15 protein-coding genes and 1 pseudogene are annotated in these 21,228 nt (G+C 70.8%); 6 read left to right on the top strand and 10 right to left on the bottom strand.

Annotation, left to right across the window (positions count from 1 at the left end):
* Positions 1-5: 5 nt before the first annotated feature.
* On the top strand, positions 6-548 hold the full coding sequence (locus QFZ82_RS36320; RefSeq protein ID WP_307717178.1) for a hypothetical protein: 543 nt from the start codon (positions 6-8) through the stop codon (positions 546-548).
* A gap of 102 nt (positions 549-650) precedes the next feature.
* On the opposite strand, the gene QFZ82_RS36315 is transcribed toward QFZ82_RS36320, so the two are convergent.
* The 9 genes from QFZ82_RS36315 to QFZ82_RS36275 all read right to left on the bottom strand — a co-directional run bounded on the left by QFZ82_RS36315 (position 651) and on the right by QFZ82_RS36275 (position 13,898).
* Entirely contained in the window at positions 651-1,613 is a 963-nt protein-coding gene (locus QFZ82_RS36315) for a TauD/TfdA family dioxygenase (protein WP_307717177.1), read from the bottom strand.
* Positions 1,614-1,732: 119 nt separating this feature from the next.
* A complete protein-coding gene (locus QFZ82_RS36310) occupies positions 1,733-2,683 on the bottom strand; it encodes an AEC family transporter (RefSeq protein ID WP_307717176.1) in 951 nt (316 codons plus the stop codon).
* 61 nt (positions 2,684-2,744) lie between these two features.
* Positions 2,745-3,659, bottom strand: a complete 915-nt coding sequence (locus QFZ82_RS36305) for an aminotransferase class IV (RefSeq protein ID WP_307717175.1) — start codon at positions 3,657-3,659, stop codon at positions 2,745-2,747.
* Between the two features lie 10 nt (positions 3,660-3,669).
* Complete coding sequence (locus QFZ82_RS36300) at positions 3,670-4,500, bottom strand: hypothetical protein (protein WP_307717174.1); 831 nt, start codon at positions 4,498-4,500, stop codon at positions 3,670-3,672.
* Between the two features lie 22 nt (positions 4,501-4,522).
* Positions 4,523-6,322 (bottom strand): asparagine synthase (glutamine-hydrolyzing), encoded by a 1,800-nt coding sequence (gene asnB / locus QFZ82_RS36295; RefSeq protein WP_307717173.1) that lies wholly within the window; start codon positions 6,320-6,322, stop codon positions 4,523-4,525.
* A gap of 3 nt (positions 6,323-6,325) precedes the next feature.
* On the bottom strand, positions 6,326-7,273 hold the full coding sequence (locus QFZ82_RS36290) for a peptidase (protein ID WP_307717172.1): 948 nt from the start codon (positions 7,271-7,273) through the stop codon (positions 6,326-6,328).
* Positions 7,270-8,565, bottom strand: a complete 1,296-nt coding sequence (locus tag QFZ82_RS36285) for an ATP-grasp domain-containing protein (protein ID WP_307717171.1) — start codon at positions 8,563-8,565, stop codon at positions 7,270-7,272. The genes QFZ82_RS36290 and QFZ82_RS36285 overlap by 4 nt, the downstream gene beginning before the upstream one ends.
* On the bottom strand, positions 8,562-12,389 hold the full coding sequence (locus QFZ82_RS36280) for an amino acid adenylation domain-containing protein (RefSeq protein ID WP_307717170.1): 3,828 nt from the start codon (positions 12,387-12,389) through the stop codon (positions 8,562-8,564). The genes QFZ82_RS36285 and QFZ82_RS36280 overlap by 4 nt, the downstream gene beginning before the upstream one ends.
* A 285-nt stretch (positions 12,390-12,674) precedes the next feature.
* On the bottom strand, positions 12,675-13,898 hold the full coding sequence (locus QFZ82_RS36275; RefSeq protein ID WP_307717169.1) for an MFS transporter: 1,224 nt from the start codon (positions 13,896-13,898) through the stop codon (positions 12,675-12,677).
* A 509-nt stretch (positions 13,899-14,407) separates the two neighbouring features.
* On the opposite strand from QFZ82_RS36275, the gene QFZ82_RS36270 reads away from it, so the two are divergent.
* From QFZ82_RS36270 to QFZ82_RS36260, 3 genes and pseudogenes are all read left to right on the top strand, one after another.
* Positions 14,408-15,529, top strand: a complete 1,122-nt coding sequence (locus QFZ82_RS36270) for a ricin-type beta-trefoil lectin domain protein (protein ID WP_307717168.1) — start codon at positions 14,408-14,410, stop codon at positions 15,527-15,529.
* 138 nt (positions 15,530-15,667) lie between these two features.
* Complete coding sequence (locus QFZ82_RS36265; protein ID WP_307717167.1) at positions 15,668-17,725, top strand: phosphocholine-specific phospholipase C; 2,058 nt, start codon at positions 15,668-15,670, stop codon at positions 17,723-17,725.
* 19 nt (positions 17,726-17,744) lie between these two features.
* Positions 17,745-17,912, top strand: a pseudogene (locus QFZ82_RS36260) (polyketide cyclase); the annotation flags it as partial.
* Between the two features lie 68 nt (positions 17,913-17,980).
* Here QFZ82_RS36260 and QFZ82_RS36255 read toward each other — a convergent pair.
* Positions 17,981-18,436 carry an Lrp/AsnC family transcriptional regulator gene (locus QFZ82_RS36255; RefSeq protein ID WP_307717166.1) on the bottom strand — a complete coding sequence of 152 codons (456 nt, stop codon included), beginning with the start codon at positions 18,434-18,436 and terminating at the stop codon, positions 17,981-17,983.
* Between the two features lie 130 nt (positions 18,437-18,566).
* On the opposite strand from QFZ82_RS36255, the gene QFZ82_RS36250 reads away from it, so the two are divergent.
* Together QFZ82_RS36250 and aspA are read left to right on the top strand one after the other, a co-directional pair.
* A complete protein-coding gene (locus tag QFZ82_RS36250) occupies positions 18,567-19,589 on the top strand; it encodes an asparaginase (RefSeq protein ID WP_307717165.1) in 1,023 nt (340 codons plus the stop codon).
* 141 nt (positions 19,590-19,730) lie between these two features.
* Positions 19,731-21,182, top strand: coding sequence for an aspartate ammonia-lyase (aspA, locus tag QFZ82_RS36245; protein WP_307717164.1), 1,452 nt, complete (start codon positions 19,731-19,733; stop codon positions 21,180-21,182).
* Positions 21,183-21,228 lie beyond the last annotated feature (46 nt).

Here is a 21,228-nt window from a genome sequence, read left to right as displayed (position 1 = left end):
AGATCATGCGGGACAACGACACGACACAGCCCGCCGGGAGCGGGCTGACGACCGACGACATCGCCCGGGGCGCCAGCGGCGCGGCGGGCGAGGGACAGGACGCCGGGCCGCCGCCCGTCTTCCCCGGCGAGGAGACCGGCGGCATCGGCGAAGCCGACACCCGCGCCGCCGACGCCTCCGGCACCGCGGCCACGGATACCGCGGCGGAGGCGGGCGCCCCCGCCGGGTCCGAGGACGACACGGAGAAGACCTCCGCGGCGGAGGCGGGCGACACGGCGGACGAGGAACTGCTGGCACCCGACGACAAGGAGGGTTTCCGTACCCGCTGGCAGGCGATCCAGAACGATTTCGTCGACGACCCACGGGAGGCCGTGCACGCGGCGGACTCGCTGGTCGCGGACGTCATGCAGACGCTGGCCGCGACCTTCGCGGAACGCAGGGAGGGCCTCGAGCAGCAGTGGAACCGCGGCGAGCAGGCCGATACCGAGAGCCTGCGCGTGGCGCTGCGCGAATACCGCTCGTTCTTCAACCGGCTGCTCGCCACCTGACAGGGGCGCGGCAGGCGGATCTCGTCGTCCGACGAGCCCGAAGGCTCCGGCCGGTCCTCCGGCCGGAGCCTCCTTCGTGGTCGGGGCCTGGCGAGGCGGGCCCTACCAGGCGTGCATCGGCTCCCCCGCGACGAGCTCGGAGACGAAGCCGGTCGGTCCCTTCGCCGGCTCCCCCAGGACCGTCACGCGGTGCATGACGCGGTCGACGTCCAGGTGGGCGAAGTCGGTGGGGGCGAAGTGGCAGGTGCTGCGGTTGTCCCAGAAGGCGATGCTGCCCGGCTCCCAGCGGAAGCGGACGGTGTACTCGGCGCTCGTCATGTGCTGGAAGAGCAGCTCCAGGAGGTGGCGGCTCTCGAGCTCGGTGAATCCGGTGAGGCGGGTGGTCGAGCCGGGGCTGACGAACAGGGCCTTCTCCCCGGTCTCGGGGTGGACGCGGACCACGGGGTGGACGGCGACCTGCGGGTCCTCGCAGTAGATCTTGAGGATCTCGCGGTCGCGCTCGTCGGAGTGGCGCAGGTGCACGGCGGTGAAGAAGGCGTGCTCGGCGGTCAGCTGGTCCACGAACTCGCGCAGCGGCGCGGAGAGGCCCTCGTACGCGGCGACCGTGTTGGTCCACTGGGTGTCGCCGCCGAAGGCCGGGGTCTTCTCGGCGCGCAGGATCGACAGGTCGGGCGGGTTGACGGCCTGGGTGAGGTCGCTGTGCCACCCGGCGAGCGGGGAGACCCACTTGCGGCGGTAGTGCTCCTCGAAGTCGGCGCCGTAGCGCTCGGTGTCGGCCTTCGGGTCGACGGTGAGGATCTCCGGGTGGCCCTCGGGGTGGACGCCGTGCTTCCTGCCCGGACGGCGGGTGAGGGAGCCGAAGTGGCGGCCGAAGGCTATGTGCTGCGCGTGGTCGATGTCCTGGCCGCGGAAGAAGACGACGCGGTGCGCGAGGACGGCCTGGCGGATCTCGGCCACCGTGACGTCGTCGAGTTCCTGGCGCAGGTCGACGCCGGAGATCTCGGCTCCGATGCGGCCTGCCACCTGCTGGACGGTGATTCGGGTGGGCTGCGCGGTCTGGGTCACGGTTCTGCCTTTCACGAGCGGTTTCACACGAGGTGTCACACGAACGGTTCACAACAACGGACGGTTCACAACGAACGGTTCACGGTCGGTCACCACGAACGGCCGGTCTCGGACCGGGGTCAGCCGGCGTGCGCCACCCACTGCATCCACAGCGGGAGCAGAAGGAGCGCGACGACCGAGCTCTTGACGACGAGGGCGGCGGACATGTCGACGCTCACGTCGTAGCGCTGGGCGAAGATGAACAGGTTCTGCGGGGCGGGCATCGCGGCGATCAGGACGAGGTAGTTCAGCCAGTCGCCCCGGACCCCGAAGCCGTAGCGGCACACGGCGAAGGCCAGCAGCGGAAAGACCACGCACTTGAAGGCGATGAGCCACAACTCCTCCACGGTGGTGCCGCGGATTCTCATCCCCGTCCCGCCGAGGTGCAGCCCCAGGGCGAACAGCGCCACCGGCGAGGCGCTGTCGCCCACGAACGCGAAGCTGTCGAGGACCACCTGGGGCAGCCGCACCGGCAGCAGGTTGAGCACGATGCCCGCGTTGCAGGCGATCACGACCGGGGTCACCAGGGAGGCGACGACGGCGGCGCCGAGTCGTCTGCCGGGGCCTCCGGTGCGGTCCGGACGGCCCAGTTCCATGATCGAGATGATGACCAGGGACAGGACGCAGACCTGGAACAGCAGCACCGGGAAGATCGGCGCCGCGTTCCCGAACAGCATGATGAACACCGGCACGGCGAAGTAGGCCGTGTTCACCTGGACGGCCGCCATGATGCGCAGGGCCACACCGCGGGGGTCGCGTACGCCGGACATCCGGGCCAGGGCGCCCGTCAGCACGACCGCGACGCCCGCCGCGGCCGCGTACCCGGTGATCGCCCGCCAGTCGAACAGGGCGCCCAGATCGCTCCGGTAGATGTTGCCGAACAGGAAGCACGGGACCGCGAAGAGGAAGGCGTAGTCGGCGAAGACCTTGGAGCTCTCGGCCGGCACCACCTTCCGTCTCGCGAGGAGGACCCCGCACCCGAAGGCCAGCACCACCGGTGCCAGTTTCTGCAGAGCCTCTACCGCTCCCATGCACGCGCCCTTGCTCTTGCGGCTCCCGTGAAGGGGCCTGTTCCTCTACCGCGCCGGTCGGCTACTGGGCCCACGCATTCGGCACTTCCACGTCGCTGCGGCCCTCAATCAGCTCCCGGTAGCCGGTGATCAGCCTCCGGAGGACGTCGTTGCCGCTCAGGTCGTAGTGGTGGTCGTCGATCCGCGCGACGGGCAGGATCTCGCAGGCGGTGCCGCAGATGAACGCGCCGTCGGCCTCACCGGCGAACCGGGGCGCCAGATCGCCGACGGCACACGCGATGCCCTCGCGTGCGGCGATCGCGAGCACGCAGGCCCGCGTGATGCCGTCGATCGTGCACCGGGTCGTCGGGGTGTACAGCGCGCCGTCCTTGGTGAAGAACAGGTGGGCGCCGGTGGCCTCCACGAAGTTGCCGCGGTCGTCGAGCAGCAGCGCGTCGTCGAACCCGGCCCGCAGGGCCTCGTTCTTGCTCACCGTGCCGATCATGTAGTTGCCGGCGGCCTTGCTCTTGACCGGCGCGTACTCGGGCGCCGGTCGGCGGTAGCGGCCGGTGACCAGGGAGATCCCCTTGTCGAGGGCGTCCTCCGACGCGTAGTAGCCCTCCGGGAGTTCCCACGCGGCCACCGAGGTGTGCACGGACGTCCTCAGGGCGGCGGTCTGGATGATCTCCGAGCCGCGCCAGGCGTTCATGCGGATGTAGCCCTCGGTGATGCCCGCCTCGGCCACGACGGCGAGGGTGGCCGCGTGCAGGGTGTCGTCGCTGTGTTCGAGGTCGAAGTCGAGGATGCGCGCCGAGGTGCGCAGCCGCGCGATGTGCTCGCTCAGCATGAACGGGCTGCCGCCGTAGACGCGTATGCCCTCGAAGATGCTGGAGGCGTAGTGCAGTCCGTGGCTGAGGACGTGCAGCTTCGCGTCGGCCCAGTCGACGAGGCCGCCGTCGTACCAGATCTTTCCGGTGCGCTGGTCGAAGGGGGTCACGGTGTTCCCTTCAGAGCGCGAGGTCGAAGAGCGGGTGCTGGAGGTCGCCGACGAGGGCGATGAAGCGCCGCTGGTGCTGGGTGAGGCTGCGCACCGAGACGCCGTGCAGGGCCAGGCGGTTGATGGGGTACATCACAAGGGTGTTGCTCTCGTAGGGGACGGTGGTGACCTCCTCGACGTACTGCGGGTCGATGTCGAAGCGGTTGTCGCCGTACTCGGAGGCGCTGGTGTAGAACTTGTGCGCCTCGGTCCGGTACTTGTACAGCACGAGGTCGCCGCCGGTGGCGTCGTCCTCGGGCAGGCGCATGTAGAACAGGCCGCCGAAGAGCTTGTACGGCTTGTCGACGTGCGGGCCCCGGTAGGCCGACGGCTTGCCGGTGACGGCCGAGTTGATGACGGCCGTGCAGTCCATCAGGATGTCGTGGGTCTCGAAGTCGTCCCGGTTGCGGCGGCCGACACGCAGGTCGCGCAGGGGGCCGGTCTTCTCCTCGGCCGTGGGCAGGTTGGCGAGGAGGTCCTCCTGGAAGAGGTCGAGGAACTCCTCGTAGAAGGCGGGCGAGGAGTGGTAGGTGACGAAGTCCTTCCAGACCTGCGCCATCGTCGGGTCGCCGAGGACCATTTCGGACATGTAGTTGTACCGCTCGTTCGAGGTGATCGGCTTGCCGATCCGCTCGCCGATGTACTCCGCGGTCGGCATGGACTTCGCCAGGGCGTCGTAGAGCTCCTGCGGCAGCGCGTCGCGGATGACGATGTGCGGGAACGGGTCCCGGCGGATGTCGTCCTTGGTCACATGGGCCAGGAGCGAGGTGATGGCGGGCCGGCTCTCGGGTGCCTGGGTCATTGCGGGATCTCTCCTAGGGTGGTCAGGGTGTGAGATTGCGTGCGGAGAGCCACGTCTCCAGCATCAGCAGCGACCAGAGGGGCTCGGCGGCGTGTGCCCCGGGGCTCTCGGTCTGCAGACGGAACAGGTCGCGGACGGTGTCCTGCCGGAAGTAGTCGCGGCAGCGGGCACCGGGGCCGAGGAGGATGTCGCCGATCATGTCGTACAGTGCCTCGCCCGGCTTGATCATCGCCACGATCGGCAGCGTGAACGGCTGTTTGGGCCGCTCCAGCACGCTCTTCGGCACCCAGCGGCGGGCCGCCTCGGCGACGGGCGCCTTCACGGTGTCGCCGGCGACCTTGACGCCGGCGGGCAGCGCGTGCGCCAGGCGCATCACGGACGGCTGGAGGAAGGGGATGCGGGCCTCCACCGAGTGGGCCATGCTCAGATGGTCGACACGGCGCAGGATGTAGTACGGGAACCGCTCGAACTGGTCGTAGCGCAGCAGCGTTTCGAGTTTGCTCCGCTGCCCCGAGCGCACCCGGCGGTCGAGTTCGTCGCCGTTCCGGTCGCCGAAGAGGCCGCCGGACGCCCTCACGTGGGCCAGGTAGTCCGGCGTGTAGAGCCGTTCCAGGGTCGCCGTGTGGGCGGCGGCCATGGTGCCCTGGTACGCGCGGTGCCAGGTGGCGGCGCCGTCCCTCTCGGCCTTGACGAAGCGGGCGTATCCGGCGAACAGTTCGTCGGCCCCGTCGCCGGTCAGCGCGACCTTGAAACCCGCGTCGTGGACGGCCTCGAACAGCGCGAAGGTGCTGAGGCTGTGCGGGGCGTTGTTGGGCTGGTCGAGGTGGCGTACGAACCGCTCGACGAGTGCGGGGAACCCGGCCGGGTCGAGGAGCACCTGATGGTGGCGCGTGCCGCAGTGGCGCGCGACCTCCTCGGCGAAGTGCCGCTCGTCGGCCGGCCAGTCCCCCTCGTAGGCGATGGTGAACGAGGCGACGTCGGACACCAGGTGGGCGGCGAGCGCCGTGGTGTAACTGGAGTCGAGCCCGCCGCTGGTGATGACGCACACGGGGACGTCCGCGTCGAGCATGCGGCCCAGTTCGTGCCGCAGCAGCTCGTCGAGCATCGCCGCGGCGGCGGCGACGCTCGGCTCCCCGCCGGGCCAGTCCACGTGGGCCGGCTCCACGGCGGTGTGGGTCACCGACAGCCTGCCGTCCGCGAAACGCAGAGCGGTTCCGGGCTCCAGCGTGCGCACGGCGCTGTAGACGGTCCCCGGTCCCCACACGGCCCTGCCGCCGAGGTAGCGGTCGACGGCGAGGGGGTCGATCTCGTCCGGGAAGTCGGGGAAGCGGCTGAGGGCCTGGAGTTCGGAGGCGAAACAGAGGCGGCGGCCGTCGTCGGACACGTAGTAGTAGAGCGACTTCATGCCGGCGTGGTCGGTGAAGAGCTTCAGGCACGGCTCGTCGCGACGGTCGGTGACCGCGATCGCGAACATGCCCTCCAGACGGGAGACGAACGCGTCGCCGTACAGCTCGTACAGCGGCAGCAGCACGTCGCCGTCGCAGTCGCCCTCGAAGGAGTAGCCCCGTGCCGCGAGTTCGGCGCGCAGCTGCCGGTGGTTGTAGATCTCGCCGTTGAACACGCAGGACAGTTCGTCGCGTACGAAGGGCTGGTGGCCGTGGGCGACGCCCTGGATCGCGAGCCGGTTGTTGCCCAGCGCCCAGCCGTCGCCGAGCTGGACGGTCTGCTCGTCCGGCCCGCCCTCGCGCATGGCGTCGGCGACCGCCTTCAGCACGTCGGGGCCGGCGCGCTCGCCGCCGAAGCAGCCGTAGATGCGGCACATGGGTCACACCTCCGTCCGGGTTACGGCGCCGGCCGGCTCGAGGGCGCGGTCGGCGGTGCTCTGGCGGGCCCCGGGGCAGTGGCGGCCGAGGAACTCGGTGACGATCTCGACCTGCCGCAGGATGTCGTCCAGCTGCGCCGGCGTGGGGTTGATGCCGTGGCCTTCGAGCGCGCTGTTGCCCGTCTTGAGGTAGACCGGCGCGGCGACGCGGACGATGTCGGGCGCCTCGTAGGTGCGGATGAATCCTCCGGACATCTTCGGGTTGTCCACGTGGCAGTCCAGCGGGATCGTCACGGCCTGGCGCAGCGCGGCGATCATCGGCAGCGTCAGGTCGCGTACGGGGTTGAAGCTGTTCGCGCCGAGCATCTCCAGCATCTGGGCGGAGGCCGGGTTGCCCTGCCCGCAGTGCGCGGAGACCTTCAGGTGGATGTCCTCGGGCAGGTCTCCGGCGGTGCGCAGCCGTCCGAGGACCCACAGCAGGCCCTCGTCGTAGACGACGAATCCGCGGACACCGATTTCGAGCCCGCGCTTGAGGTCCTCGACGGCGCGCACGATCTGCTCCTGGCCGCGCAGCCGGTAGCCGATCCGGCTGCCTTCCGGCGTCTGCACGCTGGCGCCGATGTCGTAGCCGGCGCGGGGGCCGACGGACATGAGGATCTCGGCGCCGTACTCCTCGCCGAGCGCGACGTACTCGCCGATCTCGCGGGCGGTGTGGCGGTACATGCCGCGGGTCTCGGTGATGCGGTTGATCGTGAATCCGCGGCGGCGGCTCTCGGACAGCAGCGTCTCGGCGGCGTGCACCGAGTTGACGGTCGGCACCTCGATGCGGAAGTGGCAGCCGTCGTCGAAGGCCCTGCCGGATCCGCCGGTGAGGTGCAGGTCCCCGTCCGGCAGTCCGAGCCGGGCGAGCTGTGCCCGGGTCTGCTCGTAGAAGGCGGTCGTGGCCGTCACCTGGTCACCTCGATACCGAGCCGGTCGGCCGTGCGGCCGACGATCTCCTCGGCGATGCGGATCGACGTCGTGCGGTCGGCGTGCACGACCTGGACCTCGCCGAAGTTGCCGAGGTTGCCCCGGCAGGGAAGGAGCACGTCCCCTTCGGGGAACCGGACGGTGAGCGCGTGCAGACTGTCGCCGTACTCGGCGGCGGCCCAGCCGAGGTCGGGCATGTGGTCCGGTTTCGGCGCGAGGTCCGCGGCGCCGAACCAGCGGACGGTCGCGTAGTGCGTGAACCGGGTGGGGCCCCGCTCGATCTCCTCGTCCAGGTGGATGCGGACCAGGAGTTCGAAGATGTCGCCGCCGCCGGCGAGCCGGAAGAGGTTCGGGAGGCAGGAGCCCATGATGCGCGGGTTGAGCTCGATGAGCCGGGGCGTGCCGTCCGCGCCGAGCATGATCTCGACGTGGAAGATGCCGAGCCGCAGGCCGAGCGCGCCGACGACGGCTTCGGCGAACTCCATGACGCGGTCGTGTTCCCCGGCCTCGATCCCGGCGGGAATGGTCGTGCCGGTCTCCAGCGCCTCGTGCCGCTCCCAGGTGGAGCGCTCGCTGACGGCGAGGCGCAGGAACCTGCCGTGGCAGAGGCCGACTTCGGCGGAGAGGAACCGCCCGGACAGGTATTCCTCGACGAGGATGCCGGCCTCGTAGGAGCCGCTCGCCGCCGCCTGTCCGAGGACGCCGCGGAGCTGTTCCTCGTCCGCGACGACGTGGGCTCCTTCGCTGCCCGAGCCCCTCGCCGGTTTGACGACGACGGGGTAGCCGGTGGCGGCCGCGAACGCGGCGGCCTCCTCGAAGCCGGCGACGACCGCGTGCCGGGTGCTGTCGACGCCGGCGGCCGCGAGGATCTCCCGGCAGCGGTTCTTCTGCTTGGCGGCCTCGGCGGCGCGGGCGTCCGTGAACGGCACCCCGATCTCTTCGGCGATTCTCGCGACGGGGACCACCAGGGCGTCGACGGTGGCCACGAATCCGTCGATGGGACGCTCGCCGTGGACGCCGAGCACACAGGCGCGCAGGGCGTCGACGTCGGTGGCGTCCTTCAGCACGTGGACCGTGCCGACGAACCGTGCGTACGGCGAGGTGTCGAAGTCGATGTTCTGGGACTGCTCCATGAGCAGGGAGCGGACGAGCGTCACATGGTGGCCGAGCCGTGCGGCCGCCTCGAACGCCGGTGCGTTGCCGGCCTTCCAGGTCACGAACACCACGTGCTTCGGACCGTCGTCACGGCCCGTGGGGTCTTGCGACTCTGTCATCGCGTCTTCCTCGCGAATCGCTGGCCGATCCGCACGTAGCCCGGGATGTCGGTGCCAGGTGTGGGGATGAAGGAGATGGAACCGGCGAGGATGTTCTTCTCGGACATGGAGCTGAACCCGCCCGCGCCGGACAGGACGAGGTCGCCTTCGTCGAGCTGGAGCCAGGTGCCGTCCGGACGGCGCTCGGCGTACTCGTACCGCAGGTGGCCGGTGCCGCGCAGGACGTTCAGCCGGTAGCCGTCGCAGGCGTACAGGCCCGCGCAGTCGTCGAGTTGCTGGGTGAACGGGCGCCCGGTGCGGATCAGCCCCTCGCCGGTGAGGGCCCGCAGCAGGTCCTCGTAGAGGCCGAAGGCGGGGTAGGCGTTGGCGAGCAGCAGCAGGAAGGTGCGTTCCTCGGGGAAGATCTGGATGAAGTTGTGGTGGCCGCTGCCGTTGGAGTTGAACCCGAAGGCGGACGGGCCGAACATCAGCCAGCCCAGGCCCCAGGCGTGCATGAAGTGGTGGCCGGGGACGGGGATCTGGGGGGTGCGCATCTGCTCGGCGAGGTGGGCGGACAGCAGGCGCTCGCCTGAGGGCGCGACACCGTCGTCGATCGCGAGGAGGGCGATCTTCGCCAGCTCTTCGAGGGTGAGGCAGACGGAGAACGAGCCGGCGGCGTCGTCGGCGACGGTCTGTCTCGGCGGATCGTGCCGCAGGTAGCTCTTGGCGCGCTCGTTCCACACGTAACCGACGGAGACGGCGCCCCCGTAGTGGCCGTCCTCGGTGAGGGTCTGCGGGATCTCCTCGATGCCGAGCGGCGCGAGAATCAGTTCGTTGACGGCACGACGCCAGGGCATGCCGAGCAGTTTCTCGATCAGGGCGGCGACGATGGACGTGCCGACCGCGGAGTAGGCGAACACCTCGCCCGGCTCGAAGAGCTGCCCGTATCCGGCGAGCGTGCCGATGTAGGCGTCGAGCCCCGGCAGGTCGGTGTCGTGCCAGACCTCGTAGGAGTCGTCGACGCCGCTGGTGTGGGAGAGCAGGTGCCGCAGGGTGACCTGTACGGTGCCGCCGTCGCGGCGGCGGAACGCCTGCGGGAGCAGTTCGTGCAGCGGCTGGTCGAGCCCGACCAGGCCGCGGTCGACGAGGCGCAGGGCGACGAAGGCGAGCATGGGCTTGGTGATGCACGTGACGCGCTGCCGGGTCCCGGCTCCGTACGCGGCCCCGGTGCCGGTGTCGGCGACGCCGTGGTACGTGAACTCCAGTGCGCCGTCCAGGAACACCGCCACTCCCGCACCGGGAACGCCGTGGCCGCGGCCCGATTCGCGCAGCGTCTCGGCGACGGCGCGCAGCCGGCCGGCGGTGCCGGCCCCGGCCTGGGCGTCGGGCAGTTGTGCGCGCTTGCGGCGCAGCAGCGCGGCCTGGTCGGCGAGGGTGCGGTACTCGTAGATCTCGGCGACGCGCACGGGTCGGGCGGCGATGTCGGAGAGGCGGGCGGCCAGGAGGTTGGCCAGCAGGGAGTGACCGCCCACGGAGAAGAAGTCGAGGTCCGAGGAGAGGGTCACAAGGCCCAGCAGGTCGGACCAGACGCGTGCGACCGCGATCTCGTCGGGGTCGTCGCCCATGAAGGCGGCCTCGGCGGCCTGTCCCCAGTCGATGTCGCGGGCGGCAAGGGACGTGCGGTCGACCTTGCCGTTGGGCAGCCGCGGCAGCCGTTCCTCGACGATGATCTTCGCGGGCTGCATGTAGTGCGGCAGCTTGGCCCGCAGGTGGGCGCTCATCGCCTCGACGGAGACGGTGCCGCCGTCCTGGCCGACGTAGCAGACCAGCCGGGTGTCGCCGTCGGTGCGGACCGCCAGGGCGGCGACGTCGCGCAGGCCGGCGGTCTCGCGCATGACGGATTCGATCTCGCCCAGCTCGATCCGGAAGCCGCGCACCTTCACCTGGTTGTCCCTGCGGCCGAGGAAGCGCAGTTCGCCGTCCTCGGTCCAGCGGGCCAGGTCACCCGTGCGGTAGAGCCGGCCCCCGGGCACGGCGAGGTGGGCCGGGGCGGGCACGAACGCGGCGGCGGTGCGCTCGGGGTCGTTGATGTAGCCCTGGGCCAGGCCGTCGCCGCCCAGGTGGAGTTCGCCGGTGGCGCCGTGCGGCACCAGCCGTCCGTGCGCGTCGAGCAGGTGGGCGACGGTGTTGTGGATCGGTACGCCGACGGTCGGTGCGGCGGCCGTGGGGCCGGTGAAGCACTTCCAGGTCGAGTACGTGGTGTCCTCGGAAGGGCCGTACAGGTTGTAGAGCCGCTCGATGCCGGTGCCGTCGAAGGCGGCGTTGACGAGCTCCTTGGACAGCGGCTCGCCCGCCACGTTCAGGACACGGGTCGAGGCGGGCACGGCCGCGCGCTGGAGCAGTACGTTCAGCGCGCTCGGCACGGTGTTGACCAGGGTCGGCCGCAGCTCCTCGTCCTCGGTGAGCGCGAGGACGTTGTCCACGACGACGACGCAGCCTCCGCGGGTGAGCGGCGCCCACAGCTCGAAGACCGACAGGTCGAAGTTGAGCGAGGTGGAGAACAGGACCCGGGCGAGCTCGTCGGAGCCGTAGGTGTCCTCGGCCCAGGCGAGGAGGGCGACCACGTTGCGGTGGCTGATGACGACGCCCTTGGGCAGGCCGGTCGAGCCGGAGGTGTAGATGAGGTGCGTCGTGGCGCCCGGGTCGACACCGGTCTCCAGGGGACCGCCGTCCTCGGCGGACGCCTTCTCCCACAGTTCCGTCCATGGCAGAGAGGCCGCTGCCACGCCGTCGAGCCAGCCCGGCGCGTCGTCGCCGTCGTGGACGACGGCGGCCATGTCGGCCGTGGCGGCGATCGCGCTCAGCCGGTCCGCGGGATAGGCCGGGTCGAGCGGCACGTACGCGCACCCCGCCTTGTGCACGGCGAGCAGCAGGACAACGGTGCGATGGGTGCGCGCCAGGCAGAGGCCGACGCGGGACCCCGGCGTGATCCCGCCGGAGGCCAGGGCACGCGCCAAGCGGTTGGCCTGCTCGTCCAGTTGACGGTAGGTCAGTACGGCGCCCTGCCACTCGACGGCGGGCGCGTCGGGGGTGCGGGCCGCCTGGGCCTCGACGAGGGCGTGCAGCGGGGTGGAGGCGTACGGGCGGACGGTGTCGTTGAGCCCGGACAGCAGGTGGTGGGTCTCTGCCGCGGACAGCACGGTCAGTTCGCCCACGGGCGCCTCGGGTCGTGCGGCGGCGTCGCGGAGGAGGGTGCCCAGGTTGGCGGCCATCCGGGTGATCAGTTCGCCGGCGAAGAGGCCGTGGTCGTAGTGGAGGGTCAACCGCATGGCTGCGGCGGTGAGTTCGGCCTCCAGGAGCAGCGCGAAGCCGTCGGCGGCGACCGCCTGGGTGCCGTCGTGCTCGACGTAGCCCGCGCGCAGTCCGGTGCCGAGGTCGGCGGGGGCGTCGGGCGCCGTGTTCCGGGCGGCGTCGCGGTAGCGGGCGCCGAGGCAGACCGCCAGCGCGGAGAGTGTCACGTCCTCGGCGATCCGCGAGCGCACGGCGACGGGCCGGCGGAGGGGCGCACCGCCGGCGCCGCCCGCCCGTGCTCCCACGATGTCGTCCTGGCCGCTGTAGCGGTGCAGGAGCACCGTGAACGCGGCGTGGAGCAGGTCCGAGACCGCGGGCGTGCCGGACTCGGCATCCCTCACCGGCGCGAGGCGGTCGCCGGACCAGGAGTACGTGCCCGTGCCCGCCGCTTCAGCGGCACCGCTGCCCACGTCCCTGACGGGCAGTTGCAGAGCCGGTGCCGCGCCGGACGGTACTACGGCGGATGAGGCGGCGGAGATGTCGCCCACTGTCATGTTCCCCCTCGTCGGATTTCGCTTTTCGCTGTCCTGCCGTGCCGGATGCGCAGCATCCGTCGTGCACGCATGCCGCATACACATACGGCGGAATGCCTACTTGGATTCCGCCACAGTTGCGCATCGGGGCAGCGGTTTTTATTCGCCTTGTCCGCATGCGTTTCCACCGGCCGGCGAGCCGGGCTTTCCGAGGAAATGCGTCAGGCGAATCGGTGCTGTGGAATTCCGTGTTCCCGGTGCCGCGGCCGGACTATGCCCGTCCTCCGCGGCTCGACGGCCGTCCGCTCACGCCGCGACGGGGTCGGGCGCGGGCTGCTCGGCGCTTCGCCTCGCCCAGTTCACGAGGAACGGCATGGTGCAGCCCACCAGGGCGAAGCCGACGGCCATCGCCATCCAGCCGACGGTGCCGTGCTCGATGGCGAGCCAGGTCAGCAGGGCGGGAGCGATCATCTTGCCCATGTCGGAACCCATCGCGTACGTGCCCTGGTACTGGCCTTGCGCATGCTCGGGTGCCAGGCCGAACGACATGCCCCAGCTCCCGGCAGACTGCCGGATCTCGCCGAGGACGTGGGCCAGAGCGCCGACCAGCAGCAGCACGCAGGCGAGCACCGCGGAGGCGCCGCCTGTGAGGGCGAAGACGACGCAGGCGAGCGCGAGACACAGCGATCCGGACCGGGACGCCTTCGCCGCCGCAGGTGGTTCGTCGGTGCCGCGTGCCGCCCTGACCTGCAGCAGGACCACGGCGACGGTGTTGGTGAGCAGGATGGCGGCGATCATCCAGCGCGGCGCGTTCGTGTGGTGCAGGATCCACAGCGGCAGGACGACGTCGAGCAGCAGGTTGTGCATGGACAGCAGCCCGTCCAGCACGACGAAGGTCAGGTAGGGCCGGTCCCGCAGCACGATCAGCGCCGGCCCCGGGCGGGCGGGCTGCGGCTCGACGGCCGGGAGGAGCAGCGAGAGCAGGCCGGTGATCAGGTACGTGGAGGCGTTGAAGACCACGGCGGCCTTGTAGGCCGAGACCGAGTCGAAGGCGAGCAGCATGCCGGCGAGGGCGGCGCCGACGGAGACGCTGATGTTGCCGGTGGCCCGGAGGTGGGCCCGGACAACGACCCGGTCCTCGGGCGGGATCAGGCCGGCGACCATGGCCATCCGCGCACTGCGGCTGGCGCTGTAGGCGACCGCCTGCACGCACACCACGAGGACGTACATGCCGAAACCCTGCACGGCGAGGAGCGCGGCGGTGAGGGGCCCGAGGGCGACGAAGGACCAGATCTGCACGGCCCGCGGGCCGATCCGGTCGGCCAGGTGGCCGGTCGGGGTGCTCACCGCGAGGGCGACTCCGGCGGCGATGCCGACCCCGATGCCGAACTGGCCGGGCGTCAGGTGGAGGACGGTGGTGGCGTAGATGGCGTTGAGCGCCATCCACAGGCCCTGCCCCATGGTGTGCACCAGCGTGATGCCGGTGAGGGTGCGCGCCGGTCCGCGCGCCGGAAGGAAGCGGCTCAGCATGGTCCTGCCGTACCGCGCCCCCGACCACCGGACATCCGACCGGGGCCCCGGTGGTGACACCGGTCCCCTGATTTTGTGCACGTCAGGATCCCTGACACGCCCCCACCCCTCGTTCAGCACCATTGCCAACGACAAGATTCGGGAATTCCCCCGTAATCCAGGGCCAAGATCGTCGGCCCCGCGGGGTCTATCGAAACGGGGTGCGCACTGCCGTGTCCAGGAAAGCCCGCTGTGATGCCCGTCACACTGAATATCTATTCGGCCGGAAGTAAATTCTTCAGAAAAACATTGAGGGAGATTGTCGCTGATACCCCATTTACCGGCGAGTATGGTCACTGAAACACGCCGGCCGCTGATCACCCTTGCCGTCGGCCGCCGCTGCCCAGGGGCAGGCCCACAAGAGTCCAACCGGCCTCCCCGTAAGTCCATGCCCTCACCGAGCCGCCGCTCCCATTCTGTGGTGTGTACGTGCCCCGCCCTCCCCCACAGCTCCTCTCCTGGAGGCACTCGTGCACCGCATCAGATCCCTGTGCGTCGCCGCGGCCCTGGCCGTCGCGGCGTCTGCTGGGCTCGCCGCTCCTGCCGCCGCCGCGGGCGGCGAGACGCCCGGCACCTACACCGACTACGGCTTCCCCTCCGGCACCGGCGCGCTCTCGGACGTCACCTTCGGCACCACGGTCGAGGCCGACCCCGGCCGCGGAAACGTCTTCTGGGCCCACCAGTTCGGGTTCACCAACGGTGTCGGCGGATACATCGGACAGCAGCGATGGCGGACGGGCACCGGCATGTTCCTGTTCTCCCTGTGGGACGCGACCGCCGCCAGGGCCGGGTCCGCGGGGACCTACTGCCAGACCTTCGAGGAGGGCGGCAGCGGCTACACATGCCGCTCCGACCAGGCTTTCACCGCGGGACACCGCTACACCTACCGGATCGCGCCGGCGGCCGAGGACGGCTGGTACCAGGCCACTGTTACGGACGTCACGGCCGGCACGTCCTTCGTGCTCGGCAGCCTGCGCGTCGGCGCCGGCGCCCGGGTGAGCACCGGCGGAATGGTCGACTGGGTCGAGTACTTCGACTGGAACAACAGCGCCGCGAGATGCGAGGACGAGCCCTACTCCCGCGCACGCTACGACCTGCCCCGGGGCACCTCGACGTCCGGCACCGCCGTCACGGCCTCGGCCGGCGGCACCTCGACGAGCAGCACCTGCAGCGCCTATGCGAAGGTCACCAAGGTGCCGGGCGGCAGCGTGCAGGAGGCCGCGATCGGCAACTCCGCGTCCGGTGCGATCACCGGCATCGGCGGCAAGTGCGCCGACATCGACGGCGGGAGCAGCGGGGACGGCACGCCGGTCCAGCTGTGGACCTGCAACGGCGCCAACCACCAGAACTGGGTGCTCGCCCACAACGGCACCGTACGCGCCCTGTACAAGTGCATGACGGCGAGCGGCAGCGGCGTCCAGCTGAGGACCTGCGACGGCTCGGCCTCGCAGCAGTGGACACGCAGCGGCAACACCCTGGTCAATCAGGGCAGATGCCTGGACGCCAGTGGCGGGAGCAGCGCGAACGGTACGCGGCTGATCACCTACCCGTGCACCGGCGGCGCCAACCAGAACTGGAACACACCGGGCTGAGCGCCCGGCACACCGCGTCAAGACCCCGTACAGCCACAGTTCACCGGAACAGCAGCCCGGGCCCCTTCCCTTCCCCTCGGCCCTCTTGGAGGATTCCGGTCGCTCCTGTTCCCCTACCCCCCCCAAGAGGCCTCGCCCATGCCTGACATCAACCGGCGCCGCTTTCTGCAGATCGCGGGCGCGACAGCGGGCTTCGCGGCGCTGTCGAGCAGCATCGACCGCGCCGCGGCCATCCCCGCGGCCCGCAGCACCGGCACCATCCAGGACGTCGAGCACATCGTGGTGCTGATGCAGGAGAACCGTTCGTTCGACCACTACTTCGGCGCGCTGAAGGGCGTACGGGGCTTCGGCGACCCTCGCCCCGTGACGCTGCCCAGCGGCAAGCCGGTCTGGCACCAGTCGGACGGCAAGAAGGTGACGCTGCCCTTCCACCCGACGGCCGACGATCTCGGGATGCAGTTCCTCCAGGGCCTCAACCACGACTGGGCGGGCGGCCACAAGGCGTTCAACAACGGCAAGTACGACCAGTGGGTGCCCGCCAAGACGCCGACGACGATGGCGTACCTCGACCGGGACGACATCCCCTTCCACTACGCCCTCGCCGACAGCTTCACCGTCTGCGACGCGTACCACTGCTCGTTCATCGGGGCCACGGACCCCAACCGCTACTACATGTGGACGGGTTACACCGGAAACGACGGCGCGGGCGGCGGACCCGTGCTCGGCAACGAGGAGGCGGGGTACGGCTGGAGGACGTATCCCGAGCGGCTGGAGCAGGCGGGGATCTCCTGGAGGATCTACCAGGACACGGGCGACGGCCTGGACGCCGCCGGCCACTGGGGCTGGATCAGCGACGCCTACCGCGGCAACTACGGCGACAACTCGCTCCTCTACTTCAACCAGTACCGCAACGCCCAGCCGGGCAACCCGCTGTACGACAAGGCCCGCACCGGCACCGACGTCAAGAGCGGCGACGGGTACGTCGACGACCTCAAGGCCGACGTCCAGGCCGGCAGACTCCCCCAGATCTCCTGGATCGCCGCCCCCGAGGCGTTCACCGAGCACTCCAACTTCCCCTCGAACTACGGTGCCTGGTACATCGCGCGCGTCCTCGACGCTCTGACGGCCGACCCGGCGGTGTGGAGCAGGACGGCCCTGTTCATCACCTACGACGAGAACGACGGCTTCTTCGACCACATCGTGCCCCCGTACCCGCCGGCGTCGGCCGCGCAGGGCAGGTCCACCGCGGACACCTCCACCGAGTTCTACGCGGGCGGCACGTCGTACGCTGCGGGCAACTACGGCCTGGGCCCGCGTGTGCCGATGCTCGTCGTCTCCCCGTGGAGCACCGGCGGCTACGTGTGCTCCGAGATCTTCGACCACACCTCGATCATCCGCTTCATGGAGCGCCGCTTCGGTGTGACCGAACCCAACATCTCCCCCTGGCGCCGCGCGATCTGCGGCGACCTCACCTCGGCCTTCGACTTCGGCGCCACCGACACCACTCCGGTGACGCTGCCCGACACCTCGGCCTACGAGCCGCCGGACCGCGAGCGCCACCCCGACTACCGGCCCACCCCGCCCGCCGTCGGCAGCATGCCGGCGCAGGAGCCCGGGGCGCGCCCCACCCGGCCGCTGCCCTACGCGCCCTACGTCGACAGCGCCGTCAACACGGCGGACGGCCGCATCGCCCTCACCTTCGGTCCGGGCGCGGCGGCCGGAGCGCAGTTCTACGTGACGTCGCCGAACCGCACCGACGCCCCGTGGACGTACACGGCGGAGGCGGGCAAGACCGTCACCGACACCTGGAACTCCGCCTACTCCAAGGGCACGCACCACCTCACCGTGCACGGACCGAACGGCTTCCTGCGCACCTTCAGGAGCCCGGGGAAGACCGTGACCGTCGAAGCGAGGGCCCGTCACAACGCCACCACGGGAAACCTCGACCTGACCCTGACCAACCCCGGCGCCACGGCCGCGAACCTCACCCTCACCAACGCCTACGGCGGCGCGCCCCGGACCCTCGCCCTGCGCGCCGGGGCCACGGTGACGCACACGGTGGACCTGAGCGGCACCGGGCGCTGGTACGACGTGTCGGTGGTCTGCGACACGAACAGCGTGTTCCTGCGCCGCTTCGCCGGTCACGTGGAGACCGGCGCGCCGGGGGTGAGCGACCCGGCGATCCGGACCACCTGAGAGCCGTATGCCGCCGGGCGTGTACGCGACGCAGGTCTCCCGGCACATCAGGGCGCCGCGTTCCGTCGTCCACCGGGCGCTCCTCGATGCGGAGGCACTCGCCACAGGGCGGGTGCCTGCCGGCATGAGCAGCCAGGTGCACGAGTTCGACGCCCGCGAGGGCGGCGCGTTCCGCATCTCTCTCACGAGACCGGCACGCGCATGGCCCTGGACAACCTCGCGAGGCTCGTCGAGACGAACTGGGCGACGGGGCCGTCAGCCGTCCACCGGCAGGCCGGCGGGGTCCTTGATCCGCTTCATGATGATCTGCGAGTTGACCTCGGTGACACCGGACAGGGCCGTGAGCTTCTCGATCCACAGCTGCTCGTACGCCCGCAGGTCCGCCACCGCGATGCGCAGCAGACACCCCGGGCTGCCGAACAGCCGGTACGCCTCGATGACGTCCGGGATGTCCTGGAGCGCCCCCTCGAACGCCTCGACCGCCTCGCGGTCACGCCGCACCTCGATGGAGACGAGCACCTCGAAGCTGCGCCCGACGGCCTCGGGGTCGATCACCGCGCGGTAGCCCTGGATCACGCCGTCCTGTTCCAGTTGCCGGACCCGGCGCATGCAGGGCGAGGGCGTCAGGCCCACGCGCTGCGCCAGGTCCTGGTTGCTGAGCCGTCCGTCGTTCTGGAGCTCACGCAAGATTGCACGATCGATGGCATCCATTGCGCAATTATCCACCACGCCTTCTCGACCGGGCGAATCGAAGAGGCAATCATATTGCGGGACAATCCGCCTATCATTGCGTCGCACTCGAACCACCGCCCCCACCGGGGCACCGACGAGGAGAACGCAGATGGGACGGATCGTCGTCATCAGCACCGGCGGAACCATAGCCAGCCGCTGGCAGGGATCCGGATTCGCCGCCGACGCCCACGGCCAGGAGGTCATGGCGACCGCGGCGGTCCCCGCGGACGTCACCATCGAGATCGTCGACCTGTTCAGCGTGAACAGCCCCCGTCTCACCACGGCCCACCAGCTCACCCTGCTGCGCACCGTCCACGAGGTCCTCGCCGACCCGGACGTGGACGGCATCGTCGTCACGCACGGCACCGACACCCTGGAGGAGTCGGCGTTCCTCGTCGACCTCCACCACGACGACCCGCGTCCGGTCGTCTTCACCGGCGCCCAGCTGCCGCTCGACGCCGCCGACGGCGACGGCCCCGGCAACCTCCACGACGCGCTGCTGACCGCCTCGACGACCCGCGGCCTCGGCGTGCTGGTCGCCTTCGACGGCAAGGTGCACGCCGCACGCGGCACCGTCAAGACCCAGACACTCGCGGCGGACGCCTTCGCCGACCCCTCCGGCGCCCGCATCGGCAACGTGGGCTTCGGGCGCGTCTCGGTCCTGCGCCACCCCCGGCGTCCTGCGGGCCTGCCGCTCCCGGCCATGCCCGACAGCCCGCCGCGCGTCGACATGGTGATGCACCACTGCGACGCCGACCCGTATCTGCTGAACGCGGCCGTCGACGCCGGCGCGCAGGGCATCGTCCTGGTGGCCACCGGCGCCGGCAACGCGACTCCGGAGACCGTCGAGGCCGTCGCCGCCGCGGTGTCCCGCGGCGTGCTCGTCGCGCTGACCACACGTGTCCAGGCCGGACCCGTCACCGAGATCTACACCCACGGCGGTGCGGTCGACCTCGTCGCCGCCGGGGCCGTGCCGGCGGGCACGCTGCGCGCCGGCCAGACCCGTATCGCCGTGCTCAGCGCGCTGCTCGCCACCACCGACCCGCGCGAGCGCGACGAGGTACTGCGCCACGCCCTCGACGTCCCCGTGCCGGCGGACGCCGCGTCGCCGGCCGAACTCGCCCGGGTCTAGGCCCGCCGCCGCGCACCGCGCGGACCTGCGGCCGTCACCACGAACGCCGCGCCCGGCGCCACTCGTGCTCCGGGCCCCCCTCACCCTTCTCACCCACGCCCCGACCCCGCGTACCCACGCGACAGGAGAGTCCGAACCTCCATGGCCACGTACCAGGACCGCGTCCGCCCCGGGACACGTACCGAACACGACCTGCTCGGTGACCGCGACGTCCCCGCCGACGCGTACTACGGCATCCACACCCTGCGGGCGGTGGAGAACTTCCCCATCACCGGCACTCCCGTCTCGGCCTACCCGGACCTCGTCACCGCCCTCGCCTGCGTCAAGCAGGCCGCGGCCCTCGCCAACCGCGACCTCGGCCTGCTGGAGGGACGCAAGGCGGACGCGATCGTGGCGGCGTGCGAGGAGATCCGGGCCGGGCGGCTCCACGACGCGTTCGTCGTCGACGTGATCCAGGGCGGCGCCGGCACCTCGACCAACATGAACGCCAACGAGGTCGTCGCCAACCGCGCCCTGGAACTCCTCGGTCACCGCAAGGGCGAGTACGCGCACCTGCACCCGCTGGAGGACGTCAACGCGGGCCAGAGCACCAACGACGTCTACCCGACCGCCGTCAAGATCGCGCTCGACTTCACGGCCCAGCGGCTGCTGGACGCCATGGAGGTGCTGCGCTCGGCGTTCGCGTCGAAGGCCGAGGAGTTCGCGGACGTCCTGAAGATGGGCCGCACCCAGCTCCAGGACGCGGTACCCATGACACTGGGTCAGGAGTTCGCCACCTACGCGATCATGCTGGCCGAGGACCACAAGCGGCTCACCGAGGCACGGGAGCTGATCCGCGAGATCAATCTCGGCGGCACCGCCATCGGCACCGGGCTCAACGCCCACCCCGAGTACGCGGCGCTGGCCTGCCGTCACCTGCGCACCGTCACCGGACTGCCGCTGACGGTCGCCGACGACCTCGTCGAGGCCACCCAGGACGCGGGCGCGTTCGTCCAGCTGTCGGGTGTGCTGAAGCGGATCGCCGTCAAGCTCTCCAAGGTCTGCAACGACCTGCGGCTGCTGTCCTGCGGACCCCGCGCGGGCTTCGCCGAGATCAACCTGCCCGCGGTGCAGGCGGGATCCAGCATCATGCCCGGCAAGGTGAACCCCGTCGTCCCCGAGGTCGTCAACCAGATCGCCTTCGAGGTCATCGGCAACGACATGGCCGTGACGATGGCCGCCGAAGCGGGTCAGCTCCAGCTGAACGCCTTCGAACCGGTCATCGCCCACAGCCTCCTCAAGAGCCTGTCGCACCTGCGCGCCGGCTGCCTGACCCTCGCCGAGCGCTGCGTCGCCGGCATCACCGCGAACCGCGAGCACCTCGCCCACCTCGTCACCCACTCCATCGGCCTGGCGACCGCGCTCAATCCGCACATCGGGTACGAGCAGGCCACCGCCGTCGCCCAGGAAGCTCTGCTGACCGGCCGGAGTGTGCGCGAACTCGTCCTGGCCAAGGGACTGCTGACCGAGAGCGAGCTCCAGCTCGTCCTGCACCCCGACAATCTCGCCCGCCCGCACGTCCTGACCGAGGCCGCGAGCCCGGCCCTCGGCTGAACCGCGCGACGGCGCGCCCGGGCGGGTGGCCCCGTTCACGAGAACG

Origin of the sequence: Streptomyces sp. V4I23, from assembly GCF_030817975.1 — a bacterium.
GTDB lineage: Bacteria > Actinomycetota > Actinomycetes > Streptomycetales > Streptomycetaceae > Streptomyces.
The sequence above is the reverse complement of the archived record's forward strand: the minus strand, read 5'-3'. Positions and strand labels throughout refer to the sequence as shown.

Excerpts from the sequence above, each read along its gene's own strand:
- QFZ82_RS36320 (WP_307717178.1), top strand. The coding sequence starts at position 6 with ATGCGGGACAACGACACGACACAGCCCGCCGGGAGCGGGCTGACGACC.
- QFZ82_RS36310 (WP_307717176.1), bottom strand. The coding sequence starts at position 2,683 with ATGGGAGCGGTAGAGGCTCTGCAGAAACTGGCACCGGTGGTGCTGGCC.
- QFZ82_RS36300 (WP_307717174.1), bottom strand. The coding sequence starts at position 4,500 with ATGACCCAGGCACCCGAGAGCCGGCCCGCCATCACCTCGCTCCTGGCC.
- asnB (WP_307717173.1), bottom strand. The coding sequence starts at position 6,322 with ATGTGCCGCATCTACGGCTGCTTCGGCGGCGAGCGCGCCGGCCCCGAC.
- QFZ82_RS36285 (WP_307717171.1), bottom strand. The coding sequence starts at position 8,565 with ATGACAGAGTCGCAAGACCCCACGGGCCGTGACGACGGTCCGAAGCAC.
- QFZ82_RS36280 (WP_307717170.1), bottom strand. The coding sequence starts at position 12,389 with ATGACAGTGGGCGACATCTCCGCCGCCTCATCCGCCGTAGTACCGTCC.
- QFZ82_RS36275 (WP_307717169.1), bottom strand. The coding sequence starts at position 13,898 with ATGCTGAGCCGCTTCCTTCCGGCGCGCGGACCGGCGCGCACCCTCACC.
- QFZ82_RS36265 (WP_307717167.1), top strand. The coding sequence starts at position 15,668 with ATGCCTGACATCAACCGGCGCCGCTTTCTGCAGATCGCGGGCGCGACA.
- QFZ82_RS36255 (WP_307717166.1), bottom strand. The coding sequence starts at position 18,436 with ATGGATGCCATCGATCGTGCAATCTTGCGTGAGCTCCAGAACGACGGA.
- QFZ82_RS36250 (WP_307717165.1), top strand. The coding sequence starts at position 18,567 with ATGGGACGGATCGTCGTCATCAGCACCGGCGGAACCATAGCCAGCCGC.
- aspA (WP_307717164.1), top strand. The coding sequence starts at position 19,731 with ATGGCCACGTACCAGGACCGCGTCCGCCCCGGGACACGTACCGAACAC.